Annotated in this window: 3 protein-coding genes and 1 pseudogene (1 of these 4 only partly in view); all 4 read left to right on the plus strand. The window is 71.1% G+C overall.

What is annotated here, in order from left to right:
* A protein-coding gene (locus tag ACFV15_RS31040) for a hypothetical protein (protein WP_378354709.1) crosses the window boundary here: on the plus strand, positions 1-21,862 show its end. Its footprint begins 23,933 nt before the window's first position; the window shows 21,862 of its 45,795 coding nt (coding positions 23,934-45,795); the start codon falls outside the window, past its left edge; the stop codon is at positions 21,860-21,862.
* Positions 21,863-21,940: 78 nt separating this feature from the next.
* Complete coding sequence (locus tag ACFV15_RS31045) at positions 21,941-22,741, plus strand: type VII secretion system-associated protein (protein WP_378354710.1); 801 nt, start codon at positions 21,941-21,943, stop codon at positions 22,739-22,741.
* Positions 22,742-23,223: 482 nt separating this feature from the next.
* Positions 23,224-23,586, plus strand: a complete 363-nt coding sequence (gene speD / locus ACFV15_RS31050) for an adenosylmethionine decarboxylase (RefSeq protein WP_378354711.1) — start codon at positions 23,224-23,226, stop codon at positions 23,584-23,586.
* 769 nt (positions 23,587-24,355) lie between these two features.
* Positions 24,356-25,189: pseudogene (locus ACFV15_RS31055) on the plus strand (spermidine synthase); the annotation flags it as partial.
* Positions 25,190-25,300: the final 111 nt, after the last annotated feature.

Consider the following 25,300-nt stretch of genomic DNA (forward strand, 5'->3'; position numbering starts at 1 on the left):
CCTCCGGCTGGGGAACTGGAGCGCCTTCGGTGTAGACCAGGTTCACGCGGTTCCGCTGGTCCGCGATGGGAAGACGATCGGCCTGTCCTTCCAGGACGGAACCAGCCTGGACCGCAGCCTCGAGTGGGCGACCACGGGTGCCAAGGCGTCCGCGGAAACGCCATGGCCGCACCAGACGTTCTTCGTGGACGCCGATTCCCGGCCGGACGGGCGGGTCGCGGTACGTACCTATGACGGCAGGCGACTGCTCGTCGAACCCGGCGCCTTTGCCCGAGTGGTGGCGAAGTCCCAAGCGTTCCAGGACGCCATGGCACGCTCCGACCGGCCGGAGGCACTGACGCTGCTCGGTTCGGCGGCGGGAAATCCGGTGGAAGGCGGCAGGGACGCCGCACAGGACTTCACCAGGACCCTGGCGAAGGAGTTCGAACCCGGCCGCCCGGTGTATGCGCAGACCGGCGAGGTCGGGCTGCGCCCCGATGCCCGCGGGGAGCTCGTGCTCCACGCCGAAGGCGGACGCTGGGCGCTGCACGCCGAGGGGCCGACACCCTTGCGCGCGGTGGACTCCACCGGTCTGTGGCACCTGTTCCAGCCGGGGGACGTGCGGGTCACGCCCCTGTTCCACAACGACAAGCCTGTGGGGCTCTCGTTCCACGACGCCGAGAAACACTCCGTCATCGAAAGGTGGGTCGAGGGGTCCGGCGCGTCGCGGCAGGAGGGCACTCCCTGGGCGGAAGACGCCTTCTTCATCGCTGCCCCGGCGGCACCCGGTGCGTTCGGGGTGCGACTGGAAGACGGCCACCAGCTGTGGGCGGACGGGGCGACGTTCGCGGCGCTCGTCACCGGCGTGCGGCCCTTCCGGGACGCGATGAACCTCGAGACCGGCCCGCTCGGTCAGACCTGGGCCGACCAGATTTCCGGGATCACCCTGCTGGCGTCGGCGTCGGGCACGCTCGCGGCCGCCGGTGGGGCGGCACACGACTTCCAGAAGTCCATGCGCGATCACTTCGGCTACGGCCAGCCGGTGTACGCGCCTTCCACGCAGGTCGGGTTGTGGACGGCTCCGGATGGCGGCCAGGCCGCCACCAGACTTTCCGAGGGCGGCGAATGGCGTTCGTTCCCGGTCGGCCCGCCGCTGCTCACGGGCCGGAGCATGACCGGAAGACGAGTCTGGATCCCGCAGGACGAGGTCATGGTCACGCCGTTGTCCCACGGCGATCAAGTGATCGGCATGTCCTTCTCGATCGACTCTCACCGAGCGGAGGAATGGACGGCGGGTACGGGCCGGGACGTCACGCATCACCTCGACGCCGATCAGCTCGATCTCACCGAGGCCAGGGCCGCCGGCGCGCTGACGACGCGGCAGGCGCCGTGGTCCGAACGGACGTTCTACGTGGAGGCTCCGGCCGGCTCCGATCGGATCATGATCGTGGCCGGTTCCGAGTACGTCTATGTCGACGCTCCCGCCGTCGCCGCCATCGTGGCGGGCTTCGAGCCATTCGCGCGGGCCGTGGCCGACGGGCACGCGGACTCGGTGACCGTGCTGATCTCCAACGCCGCCGGGGGGTACGGCGAGGTCACCTTCGCCGAGACGTTCCAGCGGACGTTGCAGGAACAGTTCTCCTACAGGCAGCCGGTACACGCGCCGACGACCTGGCTCGAACTTCTGGTCGAGGACGGTACCTCCACCACCGTGCTGGTCGAGGACGGAACCTGGAGCACGTTCCCGGCCGAGACTCCGGCGCCGGCGGAGCGAGTGGACCTCACCGGCGACCGGTCACCGGATACGGGCGAGATCGAGCCGGTCGTGCACCAGGCGGACGACCCGGGACCGGATTCGGTCACCGAGCCGTTGACCGAATCCACCGTGCCGTCGACCGGCCATTCCTCCCGGCTGAGCGGCTCTGAAGCCTCGTCGAAGCCCACACTTCCGGTGGCGGAGCGTGGCCCGGTGGTACGGCCGGGTCTGGGCGCGTCCGCGGTCCGCTCGCTGCGCGGGTTGTTCGGCCGGAACGAGGTGCTGCTGAGCGGGCTGGACGCGTCCGGCGAGGCGCGGTCGTTCCGCGCGCGGGACGTCGAGGTGCGCCATCTCGTCTCCGACGGGCGCCGGGTCGGTGCGTCGTTCCGGAGTGGGGACGGGCCGGTGGAGCTCCCGGTGTCCGGGAAGCGGCCGGTGTTCCACATCGACGTCGACGCGGCGTCGACCCGGTTCGGGCTGCGGTTGTCGGACGGCACGCGGGTTTCGGTGGACGGGCGGACCTTCGCCGAGGTGGTGGCGAAGGCGAAGCCGTTCCGTTCGGCGGTACGCGGTCACGAGCTGGCCGGGGTCGCGCTGCCCGGCACGCGGGCGGGCGCGCTGACCCGGGCGGGCGGAGCGGCCGGAGACTTCCGGCGCGGGCTCGCGGAATTCGGGCACCGCGTTCCCGTCGTGGCCGAGGACGGCGCGGGCCGATGGCGGGTCTTCGGCGAGGAAACCGGCCCGATCGCGGGCGCCGGTGAGGCGGGCAGCGTGCGCCTGTTCGCGCTGGACGAGGTGCGGGCGGCGCCGATCCGAGGCGACGACGGCGCGGTGGTCGGCGTCTCGTTCGAGGGCGAACTGCCCGGCCTGCACGGCCTGCCGGAGGCAGACGGGCTGCCGGTGGCGGTCACCGGGCACGCCGACCGGTTCGAGGTCACGCTGGCCGATGGCGGCAAGGTCGCGCTGTCCGGCGACAAGTTCGCCGAGCTGGTGTCGCGCACGGCGTTGTTCGGCGAGGCTCGGGCGAACCGGCCGGGAGCGGTGACCCTGCTGGCGTCGGAGACCGGCTCGATGCCGCTGGCGGGCGGCGCGGCCTTGGCCGTCGATTTCCAGCGCGCGCTGACCGAGCGCACGGGCACCGAGGTTTCGGTGCTGGCGCCCGATGGCGAGCTCGACATCAGCGGCTTCCTGCCCGGTCAGGGCGGTGACCCGGACCTGTTCTGGCAGACGTTCTCGTCGCGGCCGGTCACCGACACGGTTTCGGTGCTCGACGCCGCGACCTGGAAGGTCATCGGGCTCGACCCCGCCGAACTGCGTGCCGATCCGCTCGTCCAGGACGGCAGGGTCGTCGGCATCAGCTTCAACGTCTCGGATACCGAGAAGGCGGGTGACCTGGAGTGGGGAGCCGCTGGGGGTAAGAACGAGATCTATTCGCTGCCCGCCGACTACAGCAGCCTCGCCGAGGCGAAAAGGGCGGGGCTGGAGCTCGCGCCGTCCCCGTCGCCGTGGCCGGACAACACCTTCCACCTCGTCCTCCACACGTTCCCCACGGCGCACGGCCTCGCCTTCAAGGTGTTGACCAAGGACGGTACGGAGGCCATCGTCGCCGGAACGGCGTTCGCCGATCTGGTGCAGCGGCTCGAACCGTTCCGATCCCGTGCGCTCGGTGACGACGTGCCGGAGGCCATCGCGCTGGTGTCCTGCTTCACGGCGGCCACTGAGGCCTCGGGGCAACTAGGGTTCGACTTCCAGCGTGCGATGGCCTCGACCTTCGGTCACCGGCAGCCGGTGATCGGCGCGACAGAGATGGCCACGCCGGTCACCGAGGACGGCAGGGCGCGCGTCAGCATCAGCAACGCCGGGGTATGGCGGGTGCTGAACAACAAGGGCTCCGACGTGCTGGGCACCGATGCCACCGGCCGCCTGCAGGCCTTCGCTCCGGAAGACGTGCGGTCCACCGCGATCACGGCTGGGGACCAGCCGATCGGGGTGTCCTTCCGTGACACCGGCTGGACCGGGCTGGAGCCTGCGCGGTGGCCAGAGGGCGCGGTCGGGGTGGACGTCCGCGCCGCGGGTGACCGGTTCGAGGTGACGCTGGCCGACGGCAGGGAACTGTCCGTCGATGGCCGGAACTTCGCCGCGGTGGTCATGGCCTCCCCCACTTTCCGTGCACTCGTCCAGGGCAGGCCCACCGCACTGGTGCTGTCCTCGGACACGGCTGCGGCGGCCGGCGATTTCCAGGGTGTGCTCGCGCGGACGTTCCTCCGCGGCGAGCCGGTGGTGATGCCCCAGGGCCGGGAGTGGAAGGTGTTCCCACCCGAACGGGCGCTGCTCACCGGGACCGGCCCGGAGGGCAGGATGCTCCTGTTCGGTGCCGGAGAAGTGACCTTCCACCTTTCCACTGTGGATGGTTCAACGGTCGGTATTTCGTTCACGGAGAACGAAATCGCGCGTGGCACGGCGCAGGAATTCCAGATCGCGGTGTCCGGTGACACGCGTTCGTTCGGGCTGCGACTGACCGATGGAACCGAGATCACCGTGTCCGGCGGTGTGCTGGCCGACGTGCTCCATCAGACGCAGGAGCTGTGGCACGCGAATTCGGCATCGGGGCCGCAGCGGTTCACGCTGCTCGGTTCGGCCGCGGGAGAGCTCGACGGGCAGGGCGGTGCGGCGCACGACTTCCAGCGGGCACTCGCCGACCGGTACGGCCGGTGGCAGCCGACGTCGGCACTGACCGCCGATGGCGGGCAGCGGGTCTTCAGCGCGCTGCCCATGCCGCTGCGGGCCACCGAGTTCACCTTCGGCGCAGACGGGATGCGGGAGACCTTCTTCCTGGCCTCGACCGTGGACATGGCACCCCTGCGCCACGGTGACCGGGTTGTGGGCGTGACCTTCCGTATCGGCGACCACCGGCTGCGCGCGCAGTCCTGGGCCGCGGCGGACGGCGGTTTCGGGACCACCCGCCTGCTGGCACGGGGGGAGCTCGACCTCGAAACGGCGATCGAGGACGGGGCGCTGCGCAGCGAGCCCGCCCCTTGGGGGGACTCGGCGTTCCACGTCGACGCCGAGGAAATGAGCCGCACCGGCATCCGTATCCAGGACCGCGACGGCAGGCGACTGGAGATCGACGGGGAAACGCTCGCCGAGCTGGTCACGAGCACGGAACCGTTCCGGCAGGCGTTCGACGCCGCGACGCCGCGGGCGATCTCGTTGCTGCTGTCGAACTCCGCCTCCTCGGGCGTGGCGGCGTCCTTCCAGCGCGCGCTGGCCGAGCGGTTCGGGCGGACCGAGCCGGTATACGCGCCGACCGAGACCCTCGACCTGGACTTGTCGCCGGACGATGGCGCGTGGTCGACCGTCCTGCTCGACGGTGGCGAATGGCAGCGGTTCGAAGGCTCCGAAGTCGGGCTGCCGCCGGTGGTCCGTGATCTCGAGACGCCGGGCACTCCCGAGCGGGTCGAGCCCGACGCCGGCTGGGAATCGGACGCCGCCCAGGGCTCGCCGGACGGCGACCATGAGGTGGGGCGCAGGCTCGGCGCGTGGCTCGACGAGGCCGAGAACTGGTCGGCGGGCAGGCTGACCGGCCGGACCGCGTCGGGCGAGGTACAGCACTTCACCGCCGGCGACGTGCAGGTGCGCCCGCTGACCAAGGGCGGCCGCACGATCGGGCTCGCTTTCGAGACCGGTTCGAAGTACCAGCACACCCAGCGCTGGGCGGCGGCGCCGCGGGCGAACCAGGCCATCACCTCGATCCGCTCATCCGGGCCAGGCGGCGCACAGCGCGTTCGGTCGCCCTGGACCGAAGACGGGTTCTTCGTCTCGGCACCCGGTTCCGCCGAGCGGTTCGAGGTGCGGCTGACCAACGGCACTCCCGTCACCGTGGACGGCAGGAACTTCGCCAGGCTGGTCGGTTCGCTGGACGGCTTCCGTTCGACGGTCGCGCCGGACGCGCGCACGTCCGTGACGCTGTTGACCACGCGGAGCGGTGCGGAGCGCGGTGCGGCGGCGAGCTTCCAGCAGACGTTGTCCGGTGAGTTCGGCCATCGTCAGCCGGTCGTGGCCGCGACCACCGACGTGCACCTGAAGGCGCCGCTCCTCGGCAGGCGCGGCCGTGTCACGCTGGGCGACGGCGGCGAGTGGCGGGTCTTCTCCTCAGGCGAGGCCAACCTGCTCGGCCAGCACGAGGGCACACCTCGGGTGTTTTCCGCGAACGAGGTCGCCACCGCCCCGGTGACCGCGGACAGCCGCGCGGTCGGCGTGTCGTTCCGGCCAGGGCACACCCCTGAACCGCTGTCGCGCGGACAGGAGGGGATGCCGGCCGGTGCGTTCCAGGTCGATGCCGGGGTGTCGCACGGCCGGTTCGAGGTGACGCTCGCCGACGGTCGCACGGTCACCGTGGACGGGCGGACACTGGCCCGGCTGACCGCGGGGTCGCAGCCGTTCCGCGACGCGGTGTCCGCGCACCACGTGCAGGCGGTCACGCTGCCCACGGGACGTGACGCCGCCGGGTTCCAGCAGTCGCTGACCCAGCTGACCAGGAGTGACCGGCCGGTCGTCACCCCGGACGCGACCGGCGGCTGGCAGCGGACGAGTGGACGCGCGCCGCTGTCCGGCGCGGACGCCGAGGGGCGGGTGCACTGGTTCGCCCCGGCCGATGTGCGGTCACAGCCGCTGATCGCCGATGGGCGCACGGCCGGCGCGACGTTCAGCGACGAGCCCGGTGCTCCGCTCACCATGACGGCGTCGCACGGCACGGTGGCGCACGTCGACGTCGACGGCACCGCCACGCACTTCGCGGTGCGGCTCGCCGACGGCACCGAGGTCACCGTCGACGGCGCCACGTTCGGGCAGGCCGTGGCCGAGTCGCGCTTGCTGGACTCGGCGGACATCGTGGTGCTGCCGGGATCGGCGGGCGTGCTGGACGGTCGCGGCGCGGCACACGACTTCGGGCGTGCGCTGTCCGAGGCGGCCGGCCGAGACGTGCCGGTGGCCGCTCAGGACGCGGCAGGCCGGTGGCGCGTGCTCGGCGACCGGCCGGACGTGGTGATCGGCCACGACGCGCACGCGGGTGTCCCGCACCTGTTCAACGCCGGTGAGGTGCGGGCGAACCCGTTGCTGCTGGGTGACTCGGCGGCCGGAGTGTCGTTCCTCGGGGACGGTGCCCAGCAGGTGCACGGCCTGCCGGACGAAGCCGGTGTCCCGATCGCGGCCAAGGCCGTGCCCGGCTGGTTCGAGGTCGATCTCGCCGACGGCCGCCGGATGGGGCTCCCCGGTGCCGAGTTCGCCAAGGTGGTCGCCGGGTCCGCACTGTTCCGCGACGCGCTCGGCCACCGCGACGGCGCCATCACGCTCCTCGCGTCCGGCACGGGTGATCCCGCCGCGCGCGGCGGCGCGGCGCATGACTTCCAGTCCGCGCTCGCGAACCGCCTCGGCGTCGACCGCCCGGTCACCGCGCCGGCCGGTCCGGTGGACCTGCGGAGCTTCCTGACCGGCGGCAAACCCGCGGAGACCACTTCCGCCGCGACCGGAGCGACCGGCCCGGTCTGGCGGACGTTCCCGCCGGAGCGGGCGGAAATCCAGGCGGCGGACCAGGTCCGGCCCGAAGCCGGGCCCGCGGTTCCGGTCGCGGACCGGGGTCCCGCGGTGGGTCCGGGGCGGGGAGCCTCGTCGTTGCTGCGGCCGCTGCGCCGGTTGTTCGCCCAGCCCGAGATGCGACTGTCCGGGGTGGAGGCCGCCGGTGCGGTGCGGTCGTTCCGGTCGCGCGATGTGGTCATGTGGCCGCTGGTCTCCGGCGGGCGTGGTGTCGGGATGTCGTTCCGGGCGGGCAATGACCCGGTGGAGATCCCGGTGACCGCGGGGCAGCCGGTGTTCCATGTCCATGCGGACGCGAGTGCGACGCATTTCGGGGTCCGGCTGGCGGATGGCACGAATGTCACCGTCGACGGGCGGACGTTCGCGGAGGTGCTCGCCAAGGCGAAGCCGTTCCGGGCCGCGGCGCGGAAATTCGGGCTGGCGGGGGTGGCGCTGCCGGGTTCCCGTGCGGGCGCGCTGTCGCGATCCGGTGGTGCGGCGCATGACTTCCAGCGTGGCTTGGCGGAGCTGGGGCGCGGGGAGCCGGTGATCGCCGTGGCCGGTAGCGGGCAGTGGCGGGTCTTCGGTGATACGGCGCGGCCGGTGGCGGGTACGGTGGATGCGGGCCTGGTGCACCTGTTCGCCCCGGAGGAGGTTCAGCTCGCGCCGATCCGGGATGGCGACGCCGTGGTGGGTATGGCGTTCAACGGCGAGTTACCGGACGGTGTGCGCGGCTTGCCCGAACCGGACACGATGCCGGTGGCGGTGGACTCCCGGCCGGACCGGTTCGACCTCACGCTGCGGGACGGCCGCCGTGTGGCGCTGTCCGGTGACGGCTTCGCGGATCTGGTCTCCCGCACGGCGTTGTTCGAGCAGGCGCGGTCTGCCAGGCCCGCCGGTGTGACGCTGCTGGCCTCACACGCCGGTGAGCTGACGTGGGCAGGCGGCGCGGCGCGCGACTTCCAGGGTGCGCTGACCGAGCGGCTCGGCGTCGAGGTTCCGGTGAAAGCTCCCGGCGGCGACGTCGACCTGGCCGCGCTCGCGTCCGCCGACTGGCGGGCTTTCCCTGCGGTGCCCGCGACCCGGCCGATCCAGGCCTACACCGGGACCGCCTTCATCGACGTCGACCCGGCGACCGTGCACGCGGAACCGCTCATGCGGGAAGGCCAGGTGATCGGACTTGCGTTCAGCTGGGAAGGTGACGGGCTCGAAGCCGCTCGCTGGTGGGGAGCCGGTGACGGCAAGGAACAGAACTACCTGCTACCGCAGGGGTACAAGACACTCAAGGAGGCAAAGGCCGCCGGGCTCGACCCGCAACCCGTGCGGGCGCCGTGGCCGGACAACAGCTTCCACCTGATCTCGCACACCTTCCGCTCGGGCAGAGACCGCAGCGGTTTCCAGGCCCAGCTCAAGGACGGCAGCCTGCTCATGCTCGAGGGCGGGGATTTCGCGCGCCTGGTACATGGCCTACAGCCGTTCCGTGACCGCATGCGCGGCGAGAATCCCCCAGCGGCGATCACGCTGCTTGCCTGCTATGCGGCCGAGCGGAGCAACCCCGGCGGCGGCGCCTTCGAATTCCAGTCGGTGCTGCCTTGGATGTTCGACCTCCATACCCCGGTGATCGGCCCGACCACCAGCGTCGGGGTGGGTGCCGAAGGCGCCGCGGGCGGGCGGGCCCAGACCTCGCTCGCCGACGGCGGGGCCTGGCGCACGTTCACCGCGGGATCGGCGAACGTGCTCGGCACCGACGCCGCGGGGAACGTACGTGCCTTCGCACCGGAAGACGTCCGTTCGCGGGTGCTGTCCGATGGCGGCCGCCCCATCGCGGTGTCCTTCACGGACAGTGCCGAGTGGACTGGCGGGCGACCGTCCGAATGGCCGTCCGGAGCGGTCGGCGTGGAGGTGCGGATCGAGGGTGACCGGTTCAAGCTGACCTTGGCCGACGGCCGGGAGCTGGCCGTCGATTCCCCATCGTTGGCCAAGATCTTCGTGGGTTCGCCGGGGTTCCCCGAAGTGCTCGCCGGGCAGCGGCCCAGCGCCTTCGTGGTGTCCGCGGGCACCGATCGCGCGCTGAGCGGGTTCCGCGCGGCGCTGGCCGAGTCGTTCCACATCCAGGATCCGGTGGTGAGCCACCGCGACCACGCCTGGACGGCGTATGCGGCCGACCCGACGCACCGGGCGGGCATCGGCGGTGACGGCAGGGTGCACCTGTTCGCAGGCGGCGATGTTCAGCTGATCAGGTCCACTGTGGACGGACGGACGGCAGGTGTGTCCTTCACCGGGACCGCCCCGGCACCTGGCGCCCGTGACGAGTTCCGCGTGGCGGCCGACGGCGACGAGCATTCCTTCCGGATCCGCCTCGCCGACGGCACGGAAATGGCCGTGTCCGGTGGCGAACTGGGGAGGTTGGTGGGCCAGTCGGGTGTGCTGGGCTCGCTCGTCCCTGGCACCGGGCCGGAGCGGATCACGCTGCTCGGCTCGAGCCCCAGCGGTGAACCCGACGGCCCCGGTGGCGCGGCGCACGACTTCCAGCGCACGCTGGCCGAGCAGTTCGACCAGTGGCAGCCGGTTTCGGCCACGGCCGCCGACGGCGCGCAGCGGGCGTTCAGCACACTGCGCCGGCCGCTGGCCGGCGTCGAAGAGGGTGGAGCCCGGCCTGTCGCGTTCCACCCGGAGCAGGTGTACGTGGCACCGCTGCGGCACGGCGACCGGGTCGTCGGCATGAGTTTCCGTACCGACGAAGAACTCGAGACGGCCCAGGCATGGGCGGCCGCGAGCGGCGGGTCCGGCCCCAGCTACCGGCTCGATGCCCACCAGATCGACCTGGCGCTGGCGGAGCGCAGGGGACTGGCGCAGCGCAGGGGAAAGGTCAGCGTCGAGGCTTCCCCATGGCCGCTGGACACCTTCCACATCGACGCCGAAGACGGGGAAGGGCCGGTGAATGTCCGGATCGAGACCAGGGACGGCCGGACCATCGACGTCGACCCTGCGACGTTCGCCGGGCTGGTCGCGGACGCCGAGCCGTTCCGCCAAGCCTTCGACGGCGCCGCGCCGCGGGCGCTCACGCTCCTGGTTTCCGGCAGCGGTGTCCCCGGCGGGGCGGCCGAGACCTTCCACCAGGTGCTGGCCGAACGGTTCGGCCGGACCGAGCCGGTGTACGCGCCGACGACCGAGGTCGAGTTGACGATCGGCCGTGAGGGCTCGTCCGCCACCACGGTGGACGGCGGTGGCCGTTGGGCGCGGTTCGAGTTCGAGCGCGAGCCTTCCGACGTGGTGGCGGCAGGTGACTGGTCGCAGCAGTCGGCGGCGGGGCACCTCGCTTCGGATGACCGACGTGCCCGCCCCTCGTCGTTGCTGCGGCCGCTGCGCCGGTTGGTCGGCCAGTCCGAGATGCGCCTGGCCGCGTTGTTCCGGGGGCGCATGGAGGTGACCGAGAACGTCCGATTGCACGGGGTGAAGAAGGACGGCGGGGCCCGTGTCGGGTTCCGTTCGTCGGAGGTTGTGGTCCGCCGCCTGAGGAGGGACGGGGCGGTGATCGGGGCGAACTTCCACTTCGCCGCCGAGCGGGCCGACAGGCAGGGCAAGTTCGCGAATCCCCTCTCGGGTTCGACCAGGCTCTACGGCCCCGGCGCAGTCGATCCCATGTCCTTCCTGACCGAGCACCGGGCCGGCCGGTACGACCAGATCAGGAACCCTTGGCCGGAGAACTCGTACTTCGTCGTGACCCATGGGTTGGACGAGTCCTTCACTGTCGCCTTGCGCGACGGAACGCACTTGAATGTCGACGGCCGTACGTTCGCGCGGTTACTGACGGATCTGAAGATGTTCCATCGTGCGATGGAGAAATCCCGGCCCGAGGCGCTGGCGCTGGCCGTCTGCAATGTGGGGAAGCTGGATGTGCCGGGTGGGGCGGCGCACGACTTCCAGCGCGCGCTCGGTGAGTTCGGGGTACGGCAACCGGTGGTCGCGGCGACGCAGGTGGTGAACCTGGCCGTCGACGGGCGGCCCCTCGCACTCAGTCTCGGTGTCTTGGCCGGTGGCCGGTGGAAGGCGTTCTTGTCGGGGCCGTCGCGAGTGCTCGGCGAAGACTTCGTTTCGGGTGTGCTGGGTTCTCTCGATCCGGAGCAGGTCCGCTCCGCCCCGTTGGTGCGGGATGGGCGGCCGGTGGGGATCTCCTTCCGGGATGGGAGTGCGCTGGAGGGCGCTGCCGAGTGGGTGGCCGCCGGTGCGCGGACGGCAGGTGCCGCGCCGTGGCCGGACGGGGCGTTCCTGGCGGACGCGGCTTCGGTCTGGGGCAGTGGGACCAAGGTGCAGGACCTGGCGGGGCGGCGGTTGCTGCTCGATGGGCAGGCACTGGCGAAGGTGGTCGCGGATTCGAGCGCTTTCCGTGGAGCACGGCCTGACGCGGTGACCTTGCTGGTGTCGGACGCCGGGGACCGGGCGGCGGATTTCGCTCGGGTGCTGGCGCGGGACTTCGGGTTCGACGGCACCGTGTTCGCGCCGTCCGGGCAGGTGGGGGTGTCACCAGGGGTGGCGGGCGGCCCGTCGGTGCTGAGCGCCGCGGAGCGTGTGCACTGGGAGGCGTACAAACCGGCGTTGACCGCGTTGTCGGCGGAAGCGGCGCGCGGCGGGGGGAAAGCGGACCTGCCGGTGACCGGCCGCCACCCGGACACGGCGTTCCAGACCTCGGCGGACGAAGGGATTGTCGTCCCGGCCGAGAAGGTCATCGAGAACCTCACGTTCTCGGGCACTGACCTGAAGACCAAGGCAGAGCGCGAATTCCGCTCGTCCCAGGTGCGGTTCCGCCGGCTGGAGAAGGCGGACGGCACCCAGGTCGGGGTCACCTTCAAGACCGGTCACGAGTTGCAGGTCTCGCTCCAGACGGCCCGGGAGGGGTACGCCAAGTCGACCGTCGTCTACCCGCCCGGTGTCGAAGGCACGGACGGCATGCGACAGGCGTATCTGGACGGAAGGGGCCAGCGTCTCCCCGCGCCGTGGCCAGAGAACACGTTCTACGTTCATCTTCACGGCGAACCCGGGGGCTTCGCTCTGGAGCTCACCGACGGTCGTGCCCTCCTCGTCGGTGGAGAGACACTCGGTCGCCTCCTGAACGATCTGGGGGCTTTCCGGGAATCGATCGCCCGGCACGAGCCAGCGGCCATCACCCTCATGAGCTGCGAGGTGGGTGCGAAGGACGGACCAGGCGGCGGGGCCCACGATTTCCAGCGGGTGCTGGCGGACGGGTTCGGGTACCGGCAGCCGGTCGTCGCGCCGACGGAAGTGGTGTCCTTCCGCCCCGATGACACCGGGCGCTGGGGTACCTCCATCGCCAACGGCGGATCTTGGCGGACGTTCGCGTCCAGGCCGTCCTGGCTGCTGGGCGAAGCCGGCACCTTGAAGTGGGCCGCTGTCGAGCCGGCCGCGGTCCAGGCGACGCCGCTTGTCCACGCCGGGCGCACGATCGGGATGTCCTACCGGGAAGCCGGGCCAAGGCTTGACGCCGCGCGGGCTTGGGCGGCAGCGGGTGCACGGGTGGCGGGCGATGCGCCGTGGCCAGGCCGGGCGTTCTTCGTGGACGCTCAGTCGCCGTCGGCCGGGGCGCTGGTGGTGCACACCCGGGACGGTCACCGGCTCGAGGTGGACGCGCGTGCGTTCGGCCGGGTGGTGGCACATTCGCAGGCGTTCCGTGCCGCCGTGGGCGCCGAGCGGCCTGCCGCGTTGGCGCTACTGGCGTCGGAGGCGGGAGCCGCCAATCGGGCAGGCGAGAGCCATGCACTGGAGTTCACGCGGGCGCTGGAGCGCGAGTTCGCCTTCCCCGGTCCGGTTTTCGCGCCGAGTGGAGAAGTGCGGGTGCGCCCCGGCGGCCAGGGTGGACCGGTCCTGATGGCCGGGGGCCGGTGGGAGACCTTCGGCGAAGCGCCGCAGCCGGACACCACGCCCGACGCCAGGCACTCCAGCGAGCAGGCGCGGCCTGGCGACGCGGTGTCGATGGCGGTGCGCGGGCCGGTCCTGCGGCCGGGACCGGGCTCGGCCGTCGCCCGGACGCTGGGGCGCCTGTTCGGCCGGTCCAGCGTCCGGCTGAGCGGTTGGGACGCGGTCGGTGAGCCGCTGTCGTTCCGTGTCCGGGATGTCGAGACGCGGCCGCTGATCTCCGACGGCAGGCGAGTGGGGGTGTCGTTCCGGCAGGGCGCCGAGCCGGTGCCGATTCCGGTGCCGGGGCGGCAGCCGGTGTTCCACGTCGACGTCGCTGAGACAACGCCGGGCTTCGGTCTGCGGTTGAAGGACGGCACGAGCGTCACCGTGGACGGGCGGACGCTCGCGAAGGTGGTGGCGAAGGCGCAGCCGTTCCGTGCGGCGGCGAAGAAGTCCGATCTGTTCGGGATCGCCCTGCCGGGTTCGCGAGAGCTCGGCACGGCGAACGATTTCCAGCGTGGGCTGGCGGAATTGGGGCGGCGAGAGACGGTTGTCGCCCGGACGGATTCCGGCCGGTGGCAGGCGACCGGACGGTTCGGCGAGGCGTCGGAGTGGATCACGGATGGCGTACGCGGGGTCGCCCCGTCTCGTTCGCTCCGGATGTCCGGCCAGGACAGCACGGCTGAGGCCGGGCGCTCCACCGAGCCTGTTCCGACCGCGACGCGTGGCGGGGTCCTGAAGCCGGGCCTCGGTTCGGCGCTGGGCCGGTTGTTCGGCCGGTCGGGGACGCGGCTGTCCGGTGTGGACGCGGCCGGTGTGGTGCGGTCGTTCCGGTCGCGGGACGTGGTGACGCGGCCGTTGCTGTCCGAGGGGCGCACGGTGGGCGTGTCGTTCCGGGTGGGGGACAAGCCGGTGGAGATCGCGGTGTCCGCGCGGCAGCCGGTCTTCCACGTCGACGCCGCCGCGCGGGGCGCCCACTTCGATCTACGGTTGGCGGACGGCACGAAGGTCACCGTGGACGGGCGGACGTTCGCGGAGGTGGTCACCAAGGCACAGCCGTTCCTTTCGGTGGTCAAGGAGTCCGGTCTCGCCGGGGTCGCGCTGCTGACGACCGCGACCGTCGCGGCGCGTGACTTCCAGCGTGGGCTGGCGGAGTTCGGGCACCGGGAGCCGGTCGTCGCCGAGACGGACGCCGGCAGCTGGCAGGTCTTCGGTGGTGAGCCGCGGCCGACGATCGGCACGCCGGAGCCGGGCCGGGCGTACCTGTTCCCCCCGTATGAGATCCAGGTCAGCAGGCTGCAGCGCGACGGTGAGGTCGTCGGCGTCAGTTTCACCGGGAGGGCCGACGTCGCCGGGGATCTGACCTGGGCACGCGGGGAGCAGGCCGAGACCCACCTGGTCCCGGCCGGTGGCGAGCCGGTGGTGCGGCCGCGGCCGTGGCCGGACAACACGCTGCTGGTCACCGCCGATGGCACACCGGAGGGGGCACGGATCTTCCTGGGTGACGGCCGCGGGGTGGTCATCGGCGGTGCGGATCTGGCGAGGCTGGTGCACGAGTTGCCCTTCTTCCAGACCGCGCTCCGGGTGAACCGGCCGGAGGCACTCGCGCTGGTGGTTTCTCACGCGTCCAGGGTGGAGGGTCCTGGTGGGACGGCGCACGACTTCCAGGCGACTCTCGCCGGCGAGTTCGGGTACCGGCAGCAGGTCTTCGCTCCGTCGGGGGCGGTCGTGAAATCGAGGCTCGACGACAATCGCGCTGTGACCTCGGTCAGCGGAGGCGCATGGCGTTCGTTCGCGTTGCCGACGGTCGAACGCGATCTCGAGCTGACAGGGTGGGACACCGACCTGTCGGCAGATCGCGCGTTCCGGGCCTCCGAGGCGCGGATCGAGCCGCTGACCCGGCTGGGCAGGGTCGTCGGTGCGTCGTTGTTGGTCGATCACGAGCTCTCGGGCGTTATGGGCTGGGTTCACCTGGAAAAGAGCTCGGAGACCTATCTGTTCCCAGGCGCGTTCGACGAAACGAAACTGGGTGAGCCGAGTGCTCGGACGGTGGTGTCGCGGCCGTGGCCGGACGGGGTCTTCTACGTCAACTCGCACGGCGACGACATGGATGTCACCGTGCGCCTCACCTCCGGCGCCAAACTTCTGGTGAGCGGGGAGATGTTCGCCCGGTTGCTGGGCGACGTGCGGTTCTTCCAGGCGGCGATGCGCGAAGAGCCGGACGCGATCGTGATGCTCATCTGTGAGTCGGCATCGGAGGACGGTCCAGGCGGTGCGGCCCATGACTTCCAGCGGACAATGGGTGAGGTTTCGGGCTACCGGCAGCCTGTCTTCGCGCCGTCCGCGACGGTGTGGTCCACCTTCCACAACAGGAAGGCGACGACCGCGATCGAGAACGGTGGTGTGTGGCGGCGCTACCCGGCGCACACCCTGGGTTCACCGTCGGGTGGCCAAGGGGCGCGGTGGGACACCCGGCCGGTCGTGCATTCCCCGGGAGCCGACCCGTGGCACCGGAGCGGCGAGCACGCCGACGACGGTCGCGCCGCGGTCATCGAGGGTGTCGCCTTGTCGGGCACCGACAGGGCGACCCACGACGAGGTCCGGTTCGACTCCTCGCGGGTACAGGCCCACCGGCTGGAGAACCAGGACGGGACCACGGTCGGCGTCACCTTCCACGTCGGCGACGAAATGTCGCAGGATCGCCGCGAGCTCAGGTTCCCGCATGACGCGAACACCAGCTTCTATCCGGAGGGGGTGCGGACGTCCGACGGCATGAATGCCGTGGAAGGAAGCACCGCTCCCGTGCCGTGGCCGTCCAGCACCTTCTACATCACGACGCACGGCGCTCCCGAGAAGGCCGAGCTCATCCTGGACGACGGCCGTAAGGTCTTGGTGGACGGTACGAACCTGGGGCGCATGCTGCACGACCTGCGGCCGTTCCGGGAGACGGCGGCGCAGGCCATCACCCTGATCGCCTGCAAGACGGGCGAAAATGACCGGCCGGGCGGTACGGCCCACGACTTCCAGCGGACGCTGGGACGGCTGGGACACCGGCACCCGGTGTTCGCGCCGACGAAGTACTCGGCCAGTGGCGTGCTGGATTCGCGCTGGATGACCGCGGTCATCGACGGCGGGGAGTGGCGAACGTTCACGGCGGCTCCGGCCAGGCTGCTCGGCCGGGGCGAGGCCAGGAAGTGGCACGCCTTCGATCCGGCGGACGTCCACGCCGTGCCGCTGATGCGTGACGGCCGCGCGGTCGGCGTGTCGTACCGGCCGGACGGTCCAGGGCTCACCCGCGGCCTCGACTGGGCGGCCACGGGTTCCCGCCGGTCGGGCGGGCAGTCGTGGCCGGACGGCGCTTTCTTCGTGGACGCCGAGTCGCGGCAGGGCCGGCAGGCGGTGGTGTACAGCGGGAACGGACTGGCACTGGCGCTCGACGGCCGGACGTTCGGCCAGCTGGTGGCACGGACGCGGGTGTTCCGGACCGCCATGGACAGTGCGAATCCACCTGCCGAGCTGGTGTTGCTGACGTCGCCACAGTCCGACCCACGGGCGCTCGCTCGCCAGACCGCGAGCCTGGGACGGGCGGTGGAACAGGAACTCTCGAGTCCGTTCCCGGTGCTCGTCCCGTCGAAGCCGGTCTGGGTCACGGTGCCGGACGGGATCGCCGAGATCGACGGGGGCTACTGGGAGCGGGTGGGCTCGCCGGCGTCGCCAGAGCGGACGCGTTCCGTCGCTGACAGCCGTACCCACGCCGATGACGAGCGGTCGTCCGCTCCGGCCGGTAGCCGCTTCCGGTCCACTCCGGATACCGGGTCCGGGCGACCGGCCGTGGTCTCCGACGTCGTGCTGCACGGGTTCGACCGGCTGACCGGGGCGCCGGCGACGTTCCGTTCGTCGGAGGTGCGGATCGTGCCGCTGGAACACGACGGCCAGGTGATCGGCGCGACCTTCAAGAACGGGACGGAGCTGGACTTCGACCAGCACTGGGGCGCCGCCGCCAAGGTCGAGCGGACGCATCGCTTCGCCGCCACGTCACAGCAGGCGCAGCGGGCGGACCGGCTGGAGCCGAACCCGTGGCCGGCCAACACCTTCCACGTCGCCGCGCACGGCGACCGGCGCGGCCTGGTCAGCGTCCACCTCACCGACGGCACCCCGATACGTCTCGATGGCGCGAACTTCGCCAGGCTGCTGAACGACTCCCGGATATTCCGGACCGCGCTGGAGCGGACCGAGCCGGAGGCGATCACCCTGCAGGTCTGCTTCGCGGCGGCGAACGCGGGCCCCGGCGGGATCGCCCACGACTTCCAGCGGACGCTTGCCGCGGAATTCGGTCACCGGCAGCCGGTATTCGGCGGTACGACACCGATCGAGACCATCCGGTACGACGACGGAATGGCGGGCACCGGCGTCACCCGCGGCGGTCACTGGCGTCGGTTCCCTGACACGGCAACGGTTTCGACTCCCGGTCCTCGAGGCGAGGCGCCGAGGCTTTCCGAGTCCGCCATGATCGCGAAGGTGTGGTTCGAGGCAGGCCCCGGTGGGCGCACGACCGTGGCGAGCCGCCTCCACGCGGACGAGGACGCGGTCACGGACCTGCTCCATCTCGGCACCCGGCCGGGCAGCGCCGAGCCGAATCCGTTCATGACCTCCGACGTCGTGTTCGCTCCACTGGAGCGGGACGGCCAGGTCGTCGGGATCTCGTTCCGGACCGGTGCCGACGTCGAGCTCGACCTGGACCGCGCGCGCCACGTGCACCCCGATGACACGTTCTTCGTCTCGGCGCCGGGCTCCGGGCACGGGGCGCTCATCCGGCTGACGGACGGCTCCGAAGTCGCCGTCGACGGTGCCGAACTGGCTTCACTGGTGCGCGACCTGCGGGTGTTCCGGTCCGCGGTCGACATCGAGCACCCCGCGATGATCGCGCTGGTGGTCCCCGCCCCGCCCGGAACCGGCACGGGGCTCGCGGAGGTGTTCCAGACCGTACTGTCACGGCAGTTCGGCCACCGCCAGCAGGTCACGGCTCCGTCGACTTCCGCCGGTGAGCCCGTTCCGTTGGACAGGGTGGGATGGCAGATCTCCACCAGGCCGACTGTTCTCGAAGACGTCGCACTCACCGGGGTGAACTGGTCGACCGGCGATCCGCTGGTGATCCGCTCGTCGGCCGTGGTCGCCGGGCCGCTGGAGAAGGGCGAACAGGTCATCGGCGTCACCTTCGCGGGCGGCGCCGCCCGCGCCCGCGATCGGGCGCTGGCCGAGGAGATGTCCGGGCCGTGGCCGGAGCCGGCGTTCGTGGTGTCGGCGGAGCGCGGTGCGGGACTGGTGTTCGTCCGCACGCCCGACGGCGCCGAGATCGGCCCCGACGGCCCGGTGCTGGGCAGGTTGGTGAACGACCTCGTGTTCGTCCGCACGGTCGACGGCGCCGAGGTCGGCCTCGGCGGCGCCGCGGTGGCCAGGTTGGTGCACGACTTGGCCTTCGTGCGGTCCGCGCTGCGGTTCGAGTACCCGGAGGCGTTCGCGCTGCTGGCCTCCCCCGCGTTCGAGCTGGACGGTCCAGGCAGGCCGGCGTGGGACTTCCAGGCCACGCTCGCGCGCGAACTCGGCTATCGGCAGCCGGTGTTCGCAGGCGGTGGCGATCGGTGGCGGAAGTTCGACCTGTCCGCGGTGCACGAAGACACCGAACTCCCCGGCCTGGACCGCACGGGGCGAGTGGTCGGCTTCCGCACGTCCGAGGTGGTGGCCACGACGCTGACGCGCGAGGGCCGTGTCGTCGGCGTCTCCTTCCGGCAGCGGGCATCCGACGAAACGGCGACGCTCCAGGACTCCAGCGATGTGGACATGACGTGGGCGCGCGCCGCGCAGTCCGACGTCACTTTCCGTTACCACGGCGACCCCGTCGATGGCAGCGTCCCGCCGGAGGACCAGCGGGACGCCGGGCCACGGCCGTGGCCCGACGACGCCTTTTTCGTGCTCGCCCACGGGGAGCCTCAGGTGGTCAGCCTGCACCTCGACAACGGAAGCAAGCTACTGGTGACCGGGGAGACACTGGCCAGGGTGCTCGGCGACCTGTGGTCCTTCCGGACCGCGATGGACACCACCCGGTCATCGGCGATCACCATGATGGTCTGTTACGCGGCCGCGATGAACGGTCCCGGCGGTGTCGCGCACGACTTCCAGCGGACGCTCACCGATCTCTTCGGCCACCGGCTGCCGGTGTTCGCGGCGCCGACCCGGGCGCACACTTTGCTCACGTCCGACGAGCGGTCCGGTGGGACCGCGGTGGCCAACGGCAGGTACTGGCGGCGGATCTCCGGCGGAGTCCGGTCGATCACCGGCGCACTGGAGTCGGGTGAACTCGTGCGGTTCGAGCTGTCCGATATCGTGGCCGCGCCGCTGACCGAGCGCGGCAGGGCCATCGGGATCACCTTCAGCGCGTACGCCCCGGAAATCGCCGCCGACCGGATGTGGGCCGACGGATCGGGCAAGGAGACCACCTACCGGATGCCTGGCAGGTTCGACGCCTTCGCGGCGGCGGACGCGGCGGACCTGGCTGTCCGGATCAGGGCACCGTGGACCGAGCGGGCGTTCTACCTCACCACCCACGGGCAGCCGGGCTCGTTCCAGCTCAACCTGAAGGATGGGCGGCAGGTGTTCCTGGACGGCACGGCGTTCGCCAGGACCTTGGCAGGGCTGCCGGTGTTCGCCGACGCGGTCGCCAGGCGCAGTCCGACTTCGTTCGCGCTGCTCGTCTGCAACGCCGGTGCGATCGACGGACCGGGCGGCGCGGCGTTCGACTTCCAGCGGACCATGGCGACCGAATTCGGCCACCGGCAGCCGGTGGCCGCCCCGACGACGCCGATGGAAATGCTCACCGGCACGTCGGAAGGGAGTCAGCTCTCGCGCCGTCCGGCGGGGACGGTGGCCGAGACCGCCGTGGTCTCCGGTGGCGGATGGCGGGTGTTCGCGTCGGGGCCTGGCCCGTTGCTCGGCACGGCGGCGGCAAGGCCGTGGGCCTTCGACCCGGAGCAGGTGCGGCGGCAGCCGATTCTCGACGGTGACCGCGTGGTCGGCATGTCGTTCGGGTACAGGCCGGTCGGCCCGCACGCGGGAGCGGGGGAGAGGACGTTCCAGATCGCCGCGGCGCTGACGTCGCATGGCTTCGATGTCTCGTTGGCCGATGGCGGGAAGCTCTCCGTCGACGGCCGGGCACTCGCCAGGCTGGTGGCCGACTCGCAGCTGTTCCAGGACGCGGCGGCGGCCCGCCCGGCGCCATCGTTCGCGCTGGTGACTTCCGCACGGGCCGACCTTCACGTGAGTGACTTCCAGCGGGTGCTGGCGAACCACTACGGCCACCACGCGTCCGTACTGACGCCGTCGAGCCTGCCCACCCCCGTTCGCCAGGCCGCTGCGGAGCGCGTGCCGGAGGGCGACGCTTTCCCGGCCGCCGGTGACCTGCCGGTGCGGTCGTCGTCGACGCTCCGGCCGATCACCGGTGTGTCGGTCTCGGGCGACCCCGTGCCGTTCGAGCTGTCCGAGGTGGTGGCCGCGCCGCTGACCAAGCGCGGCCGGATCGTCGGGATCACCTTCAACGCCGACGCCGCGGACCTCGCGGCCGACCGGCGGTGGGCGGAGGGCACCGGCAAGCGCCACACCTACCTGCTGCCCGGCGGTGCCCGTTCCGTGGCTGCCGCGCGAGTCGCCGGGCTGCTGACCGGCAGCCGGGCCCCGTGGACCGGGCAGACGCTCTACCTGACCACACATGGGCACCCCGGGCACTTCCAGGTGAACCTCAAGGACGGACGGCAGGTGTTCCTGGATGGTGCGGCGTTCGCCAGTACCGTTGCCAGGCTGCAGGTCTTCTCCGACGCGGTCGCGGCGCGGCGCCCCGACTCACTCGCGCTGATCGTCTGCAATGTGGGCGCGATCGACGGCGCCGGCGGTGCGGCGTTCGACTTCCAGCGGACCTTGGCGGCCGAGTTCGGCTACCGGCAGCCGGTGGTCGCCCCGACCACGCCGGTGGAAATGGTGCTCGGCAAGCGGGACGCGGGTTCGTCGCTCTGGGGCCGCCTGGCAGGCGCGGTGACACCGCGGCCCAGTACGGCGGTCACGGCAGGTGGCCGATGGCGGGCGTTCGGATCCGGCCTGTCGGCGTTGCTCGGCGCCGCCGCGGGCGGGAGGTTCCGTGTGTTCGACCCGGAACACGTGCGGGTGAAACCGATCGTCGACGGTGGCCGCGTCGCCGGGGTGTCGTACCGGACCGGCGAGGTCCGGCCGCCTGAGGGTGCGGGAGATCGGTCCTTCCACGTCGCCGCCAAGGTGACCCGGCGAGGTTACGAGCTCTCGCTGGACGACGGCGCCAAGCTCTCGGTCGACGGCAGGGCGCTGGCGCGGCTGGTGGCAGAGTCGCGGCTGTTCCAGGACGCGACGCGGGGAGGTTCGCCGGAGGCGCTCGTGCTGCTCGCGCCCGGTGCGGGCGCGGCCGAGTTCCAAGGGGCGATGGCGCATCACTTCGGTTACGTTCAGCCCGTGGTGGCGCCAGTGGGCAAGGTGGTGCCCTCGCGGCTCGAACCCGGTTTCGACCTACTCCGCCCCGAGACCGGCTGGCAGGTGTTCGACCCCAGGCCAAGGCCGGTCCGTGAGTGATTTCCCGGAAAGTTCACCGCCCGAGGTGCCGGGAGCACCGTTGGGGCCGCGCACGTTTCTTAATGGAGGAGCACACTGATGTCGGAAACGAAACTGGCCGAGGAGGCTGCGATGGCGGACACCGCCACGACCGAGGAGGAGACCGAGGTCCGGTTCGAGGGTGATCAGTGGGTTTTCCTGATCGACCCGGCTTGGCAGGCAGAGCAGGCTGAAAAGCCCGAGAACTCTGACAACGCCGAGCAGACCGACTCGGAAGAGGCTCCCGAGCGGCCGCCGCTGGAGGCTGTGGTCGGGGGCTGGTTCGTCGAGCAGGATGGCGAGACCAGCAAGTTCCACGCCAATCCGGCCTACGAACCGTCCAAACCGGACTCACCGACCGACCCGGTCGACGCCACGCTCCAGCTCGTCGTGCGCGGCGAAGCCGAACCCGACCAGTTGCTGTCGACCATGGTGGAAGGCACCTTCGGTGTCGCGGTCGACGACGACAACACCCCGGTCGTCGTGCTGTCCCCTGACGAGGTGCCTTCGGTGCTGGTGGCCACGGCCCCGGCGCACAGCCGCCGCATCTCCGAGGTCGAGGCGCTCGAGGGGGTCGCCGCCTGGGCCGAGGTCACCCTCGGCCAGCTGGTCGGCCTGCTCCCCGAAGAGGGCGTCGACGTCCTCCTCAACCCGGGAGCCCCGTCGTCCATGCGCCTGATCGCCGCCGTGCTCAAGGAAGCCGTCGCCGACGCGGAGACCGAGGCAGGCGGGCAGGTCAAGACGGAGACCGAGGTCAACGCCGAGGCCCCGGCCCCGCCGAAGACCGAGGCCCAGCCCGCCACCGAATCCCAGCCCGCCAAGCGCGCGAAGGCCGCGACGAAGACCACCCCGGCCTCGTAGCGACTCCGAACCCGCCCCGGCTTTGACCTGTCGTGACGTGAACGCCCCTTCCACAACGTTGAACGTTGTGAAAGGGGCGTTCACAACGTTCAACGCGGACCAGGTGTGACTGTTGTGGTTCCTGGTGCACGTGGGGTTGCGAATCTCCTGAGGCGAGGTGACAAGGGTGGCTCGTGTCACCTCTAGCGACACAAGGGTGGCCCTTGTGTCGTCACGACCCACCCCAAGACCGGGCCAAGGGACTTGATCCAGGCCCACAGTCCTCAACTACCCGGCATTGGGTTCTAACCGTCGGCAACACTCACGACGCCCGGCGAGACAACGCCACGTTTGGCTTTCCCTTCAGTCGTGGCGTGTCGTGCGGACGCTTCCCGTCCGGTGAAGGTGACCGGGCTCGGCGATTTTCCGCTTGGCGCGGATACAGTGAGCGGTCCGGGGCAAGCTGGTGGCCATGTGTGCCGATCTCATCCGCTGTTTCCCCGATGTCTGAAGTCGGCCATTTCGCGGGGCGGCACGTCTTCGCGGAGCTGTACGGCGTCGACTCCGCTGTCCTCGACGACCCGTCGTTGCTGGGGCAGCTGCTCACCGACGCCGTGACGGGCGCCGGCGCGACCGTCTGTCAGGTCGTGACCGAGCAGTTCGAGCCGCAGGGCGCCACGGTGGTCGCCGTCCTCGCCGAGTCGCACGCCACCGTGCACACCTACCCCGAGATCGGCTCGCTGTTCGTGGACGTGTTCACGTGCGGCGAGAAAGCCGACCCCGAGCACGCTGTCAGGTTGCTCGCCGCCGCCTTGCGTCCCGGATCCATGCGGCTGTCCACCATCCGCCGAGGAGACCGAGCCTGACGTCCACTCCCGAGCGGCCTCAGCCCGAGCCGATCGCTTGAAACTCCTTGTTTCCGTCATGGGGAAGGGATTCCGCAAATTTCGGATGCCTTGTCGTCGGGTGACGACGATACGCTTTTCTCAAGGGGAGACCTCTCCTCGAGGAATCGAGTCCTGAAAGGCAGAGATGAAGAAGCGAGCATCCCTGGGGACAATGAGCAGGGCGGTGGGTCTGGCCCTCGGCGCCGGCATGGCGGCCACGCTGGTCGCGGCGCCGGCTCAGGCAGCCCAGGAGTGGTGGGTCTACGGGCCGGACCGAGTACTTAAAGATTATGGACAAGCGGTCACGCACGCATACAACGCGGCGTGGGATGACCTCCTCAAGATGCTTGCTCGCCCCAAGGAGACGTGCCGCTACTCCGACTCACGTCCCGCGGCCGGAGACGAAAACCGGTTCGTGGCCGGGAGGGGTACGTATCCTGACGACGTTTTGTTCGCTAAATTGAAATGCGTGAAAAATAGGCAAATAGGCTAGTGTCGCGTGATCCTGGTGGCTTTACGTTGATGTCTCGCCATCTGTCGACAGATGGCATAAGACGAGCAGGATCACGCGACACTAGTGACCTCTGAGGTTTCGCGCTTTTCTGGTGACACGGTTGCCTGTCATCGCTGCTTGAAGGACTGCGGGGTGTGGTCACCGTGCCGAGTTCCGCGACGTTTACCTCGCTGATGACCGGCGTGCCGGGTGCGCCCGGCGGTCCCAGGACGCCCGGGCACGCCGGTTCTTCTCATGACTTCCATCGCCGAGCCGGTCGGCACGGGACTGACCCGGCATTGGGAGACCGGCGAGGAGCTTTTCCGCGGCCGCACCCCGTTCCAGGAGGTGCTGACCACCCGGACCGCGCAGGGGGTGTCGCTGTTCTGCGACGGAGAACGGCAGAGCACCGAGTCCAGCCAGCTGGTCTATCACGAGGCACTCATGGTGCCCGCCCTGCTGCTCGCCGACCAGGTGCGCCGCGTGCTCGTGATCGGTTCCAGTGAGGGCGTCGCCTCCCAGCTCGCGATCGGAGCGGGCGCCGAGCGCGTCGACCACGTCGACATCGACGAGCTGGCCGTGACCGCCTGCGCGCGGTACCTGCCCTACGGCTACACGCCGGAGGAGCTTCGCGGTGCGGTCGACGGCGAGGGCGCGGTACGCGTGTTCTATCAGGACGGGTGGGAGTTCCTGGCGCGGGCGAAGGAACGCGGTGACACCTACGACGTCATCGTGATCGACCTGCCCGACGAGAACGACGACCCGGACGGGCAGCACAACCGCCTCTACGGCGAGGACTTCCTGACCCGCTGCGCCGAGCTGCTGGCCGGTGGCGGGGTCGTTACCTGCCAGGCCGGTTGCCCCACTCTTTGGCGCAACGACACGCTGCGGACCGCCTGGCACCGCTTTCAGCAGGCCTTCGGCACGGTCCTGTACTTCGGCTCGGACGAGCACGAATGGGTGTTCCTGAGCGGCCGGGCGGACCGGGTCCCGGACCCGGGCGGCCTCGTCGCGGCCAGGTTCGCCGAACGCGGGTGCCAGGCCGCGACGATGGACGCCGCCACGCTGCGCGGCGGGGGGCAGGGCCCCGGCACACCAGGCCCCAAAGGCCCAGCGCGAGAAGATGCGCGGGAAACCTGGCCGGCCCCGCGGGCACTATATGATAATAAGGGCGCGCTGCCCACCCGGAAAGTGGTGTAT

Source organism: Amycolatopsis sp. NPDC059657 (assembly GCF_042734395.1).
GTDB lineage: Bacteria > Actinomycetota > Actinomycetes > Mycobacteriales > Pseudonocardiaceae > Amycolatopsis.

What these genes read in the sequence shown, in the direction of transcription:
- speD (WP_378354711.1), top strand. Translation starts at nt 23,224, where the DNA reads ATGTCTGAAGTCGGCCATTTCGCGGGGCGGCACGTCTTCGCGGAGCTG.
- ACFV15_RS31045 (WP_378354710.1), top strand. Translation starts at nt 21,941, where the DNA reads ATGTCGGAAACGAAACTGGCCGAGGAGGCTGCGATGGCGGACACCGCC.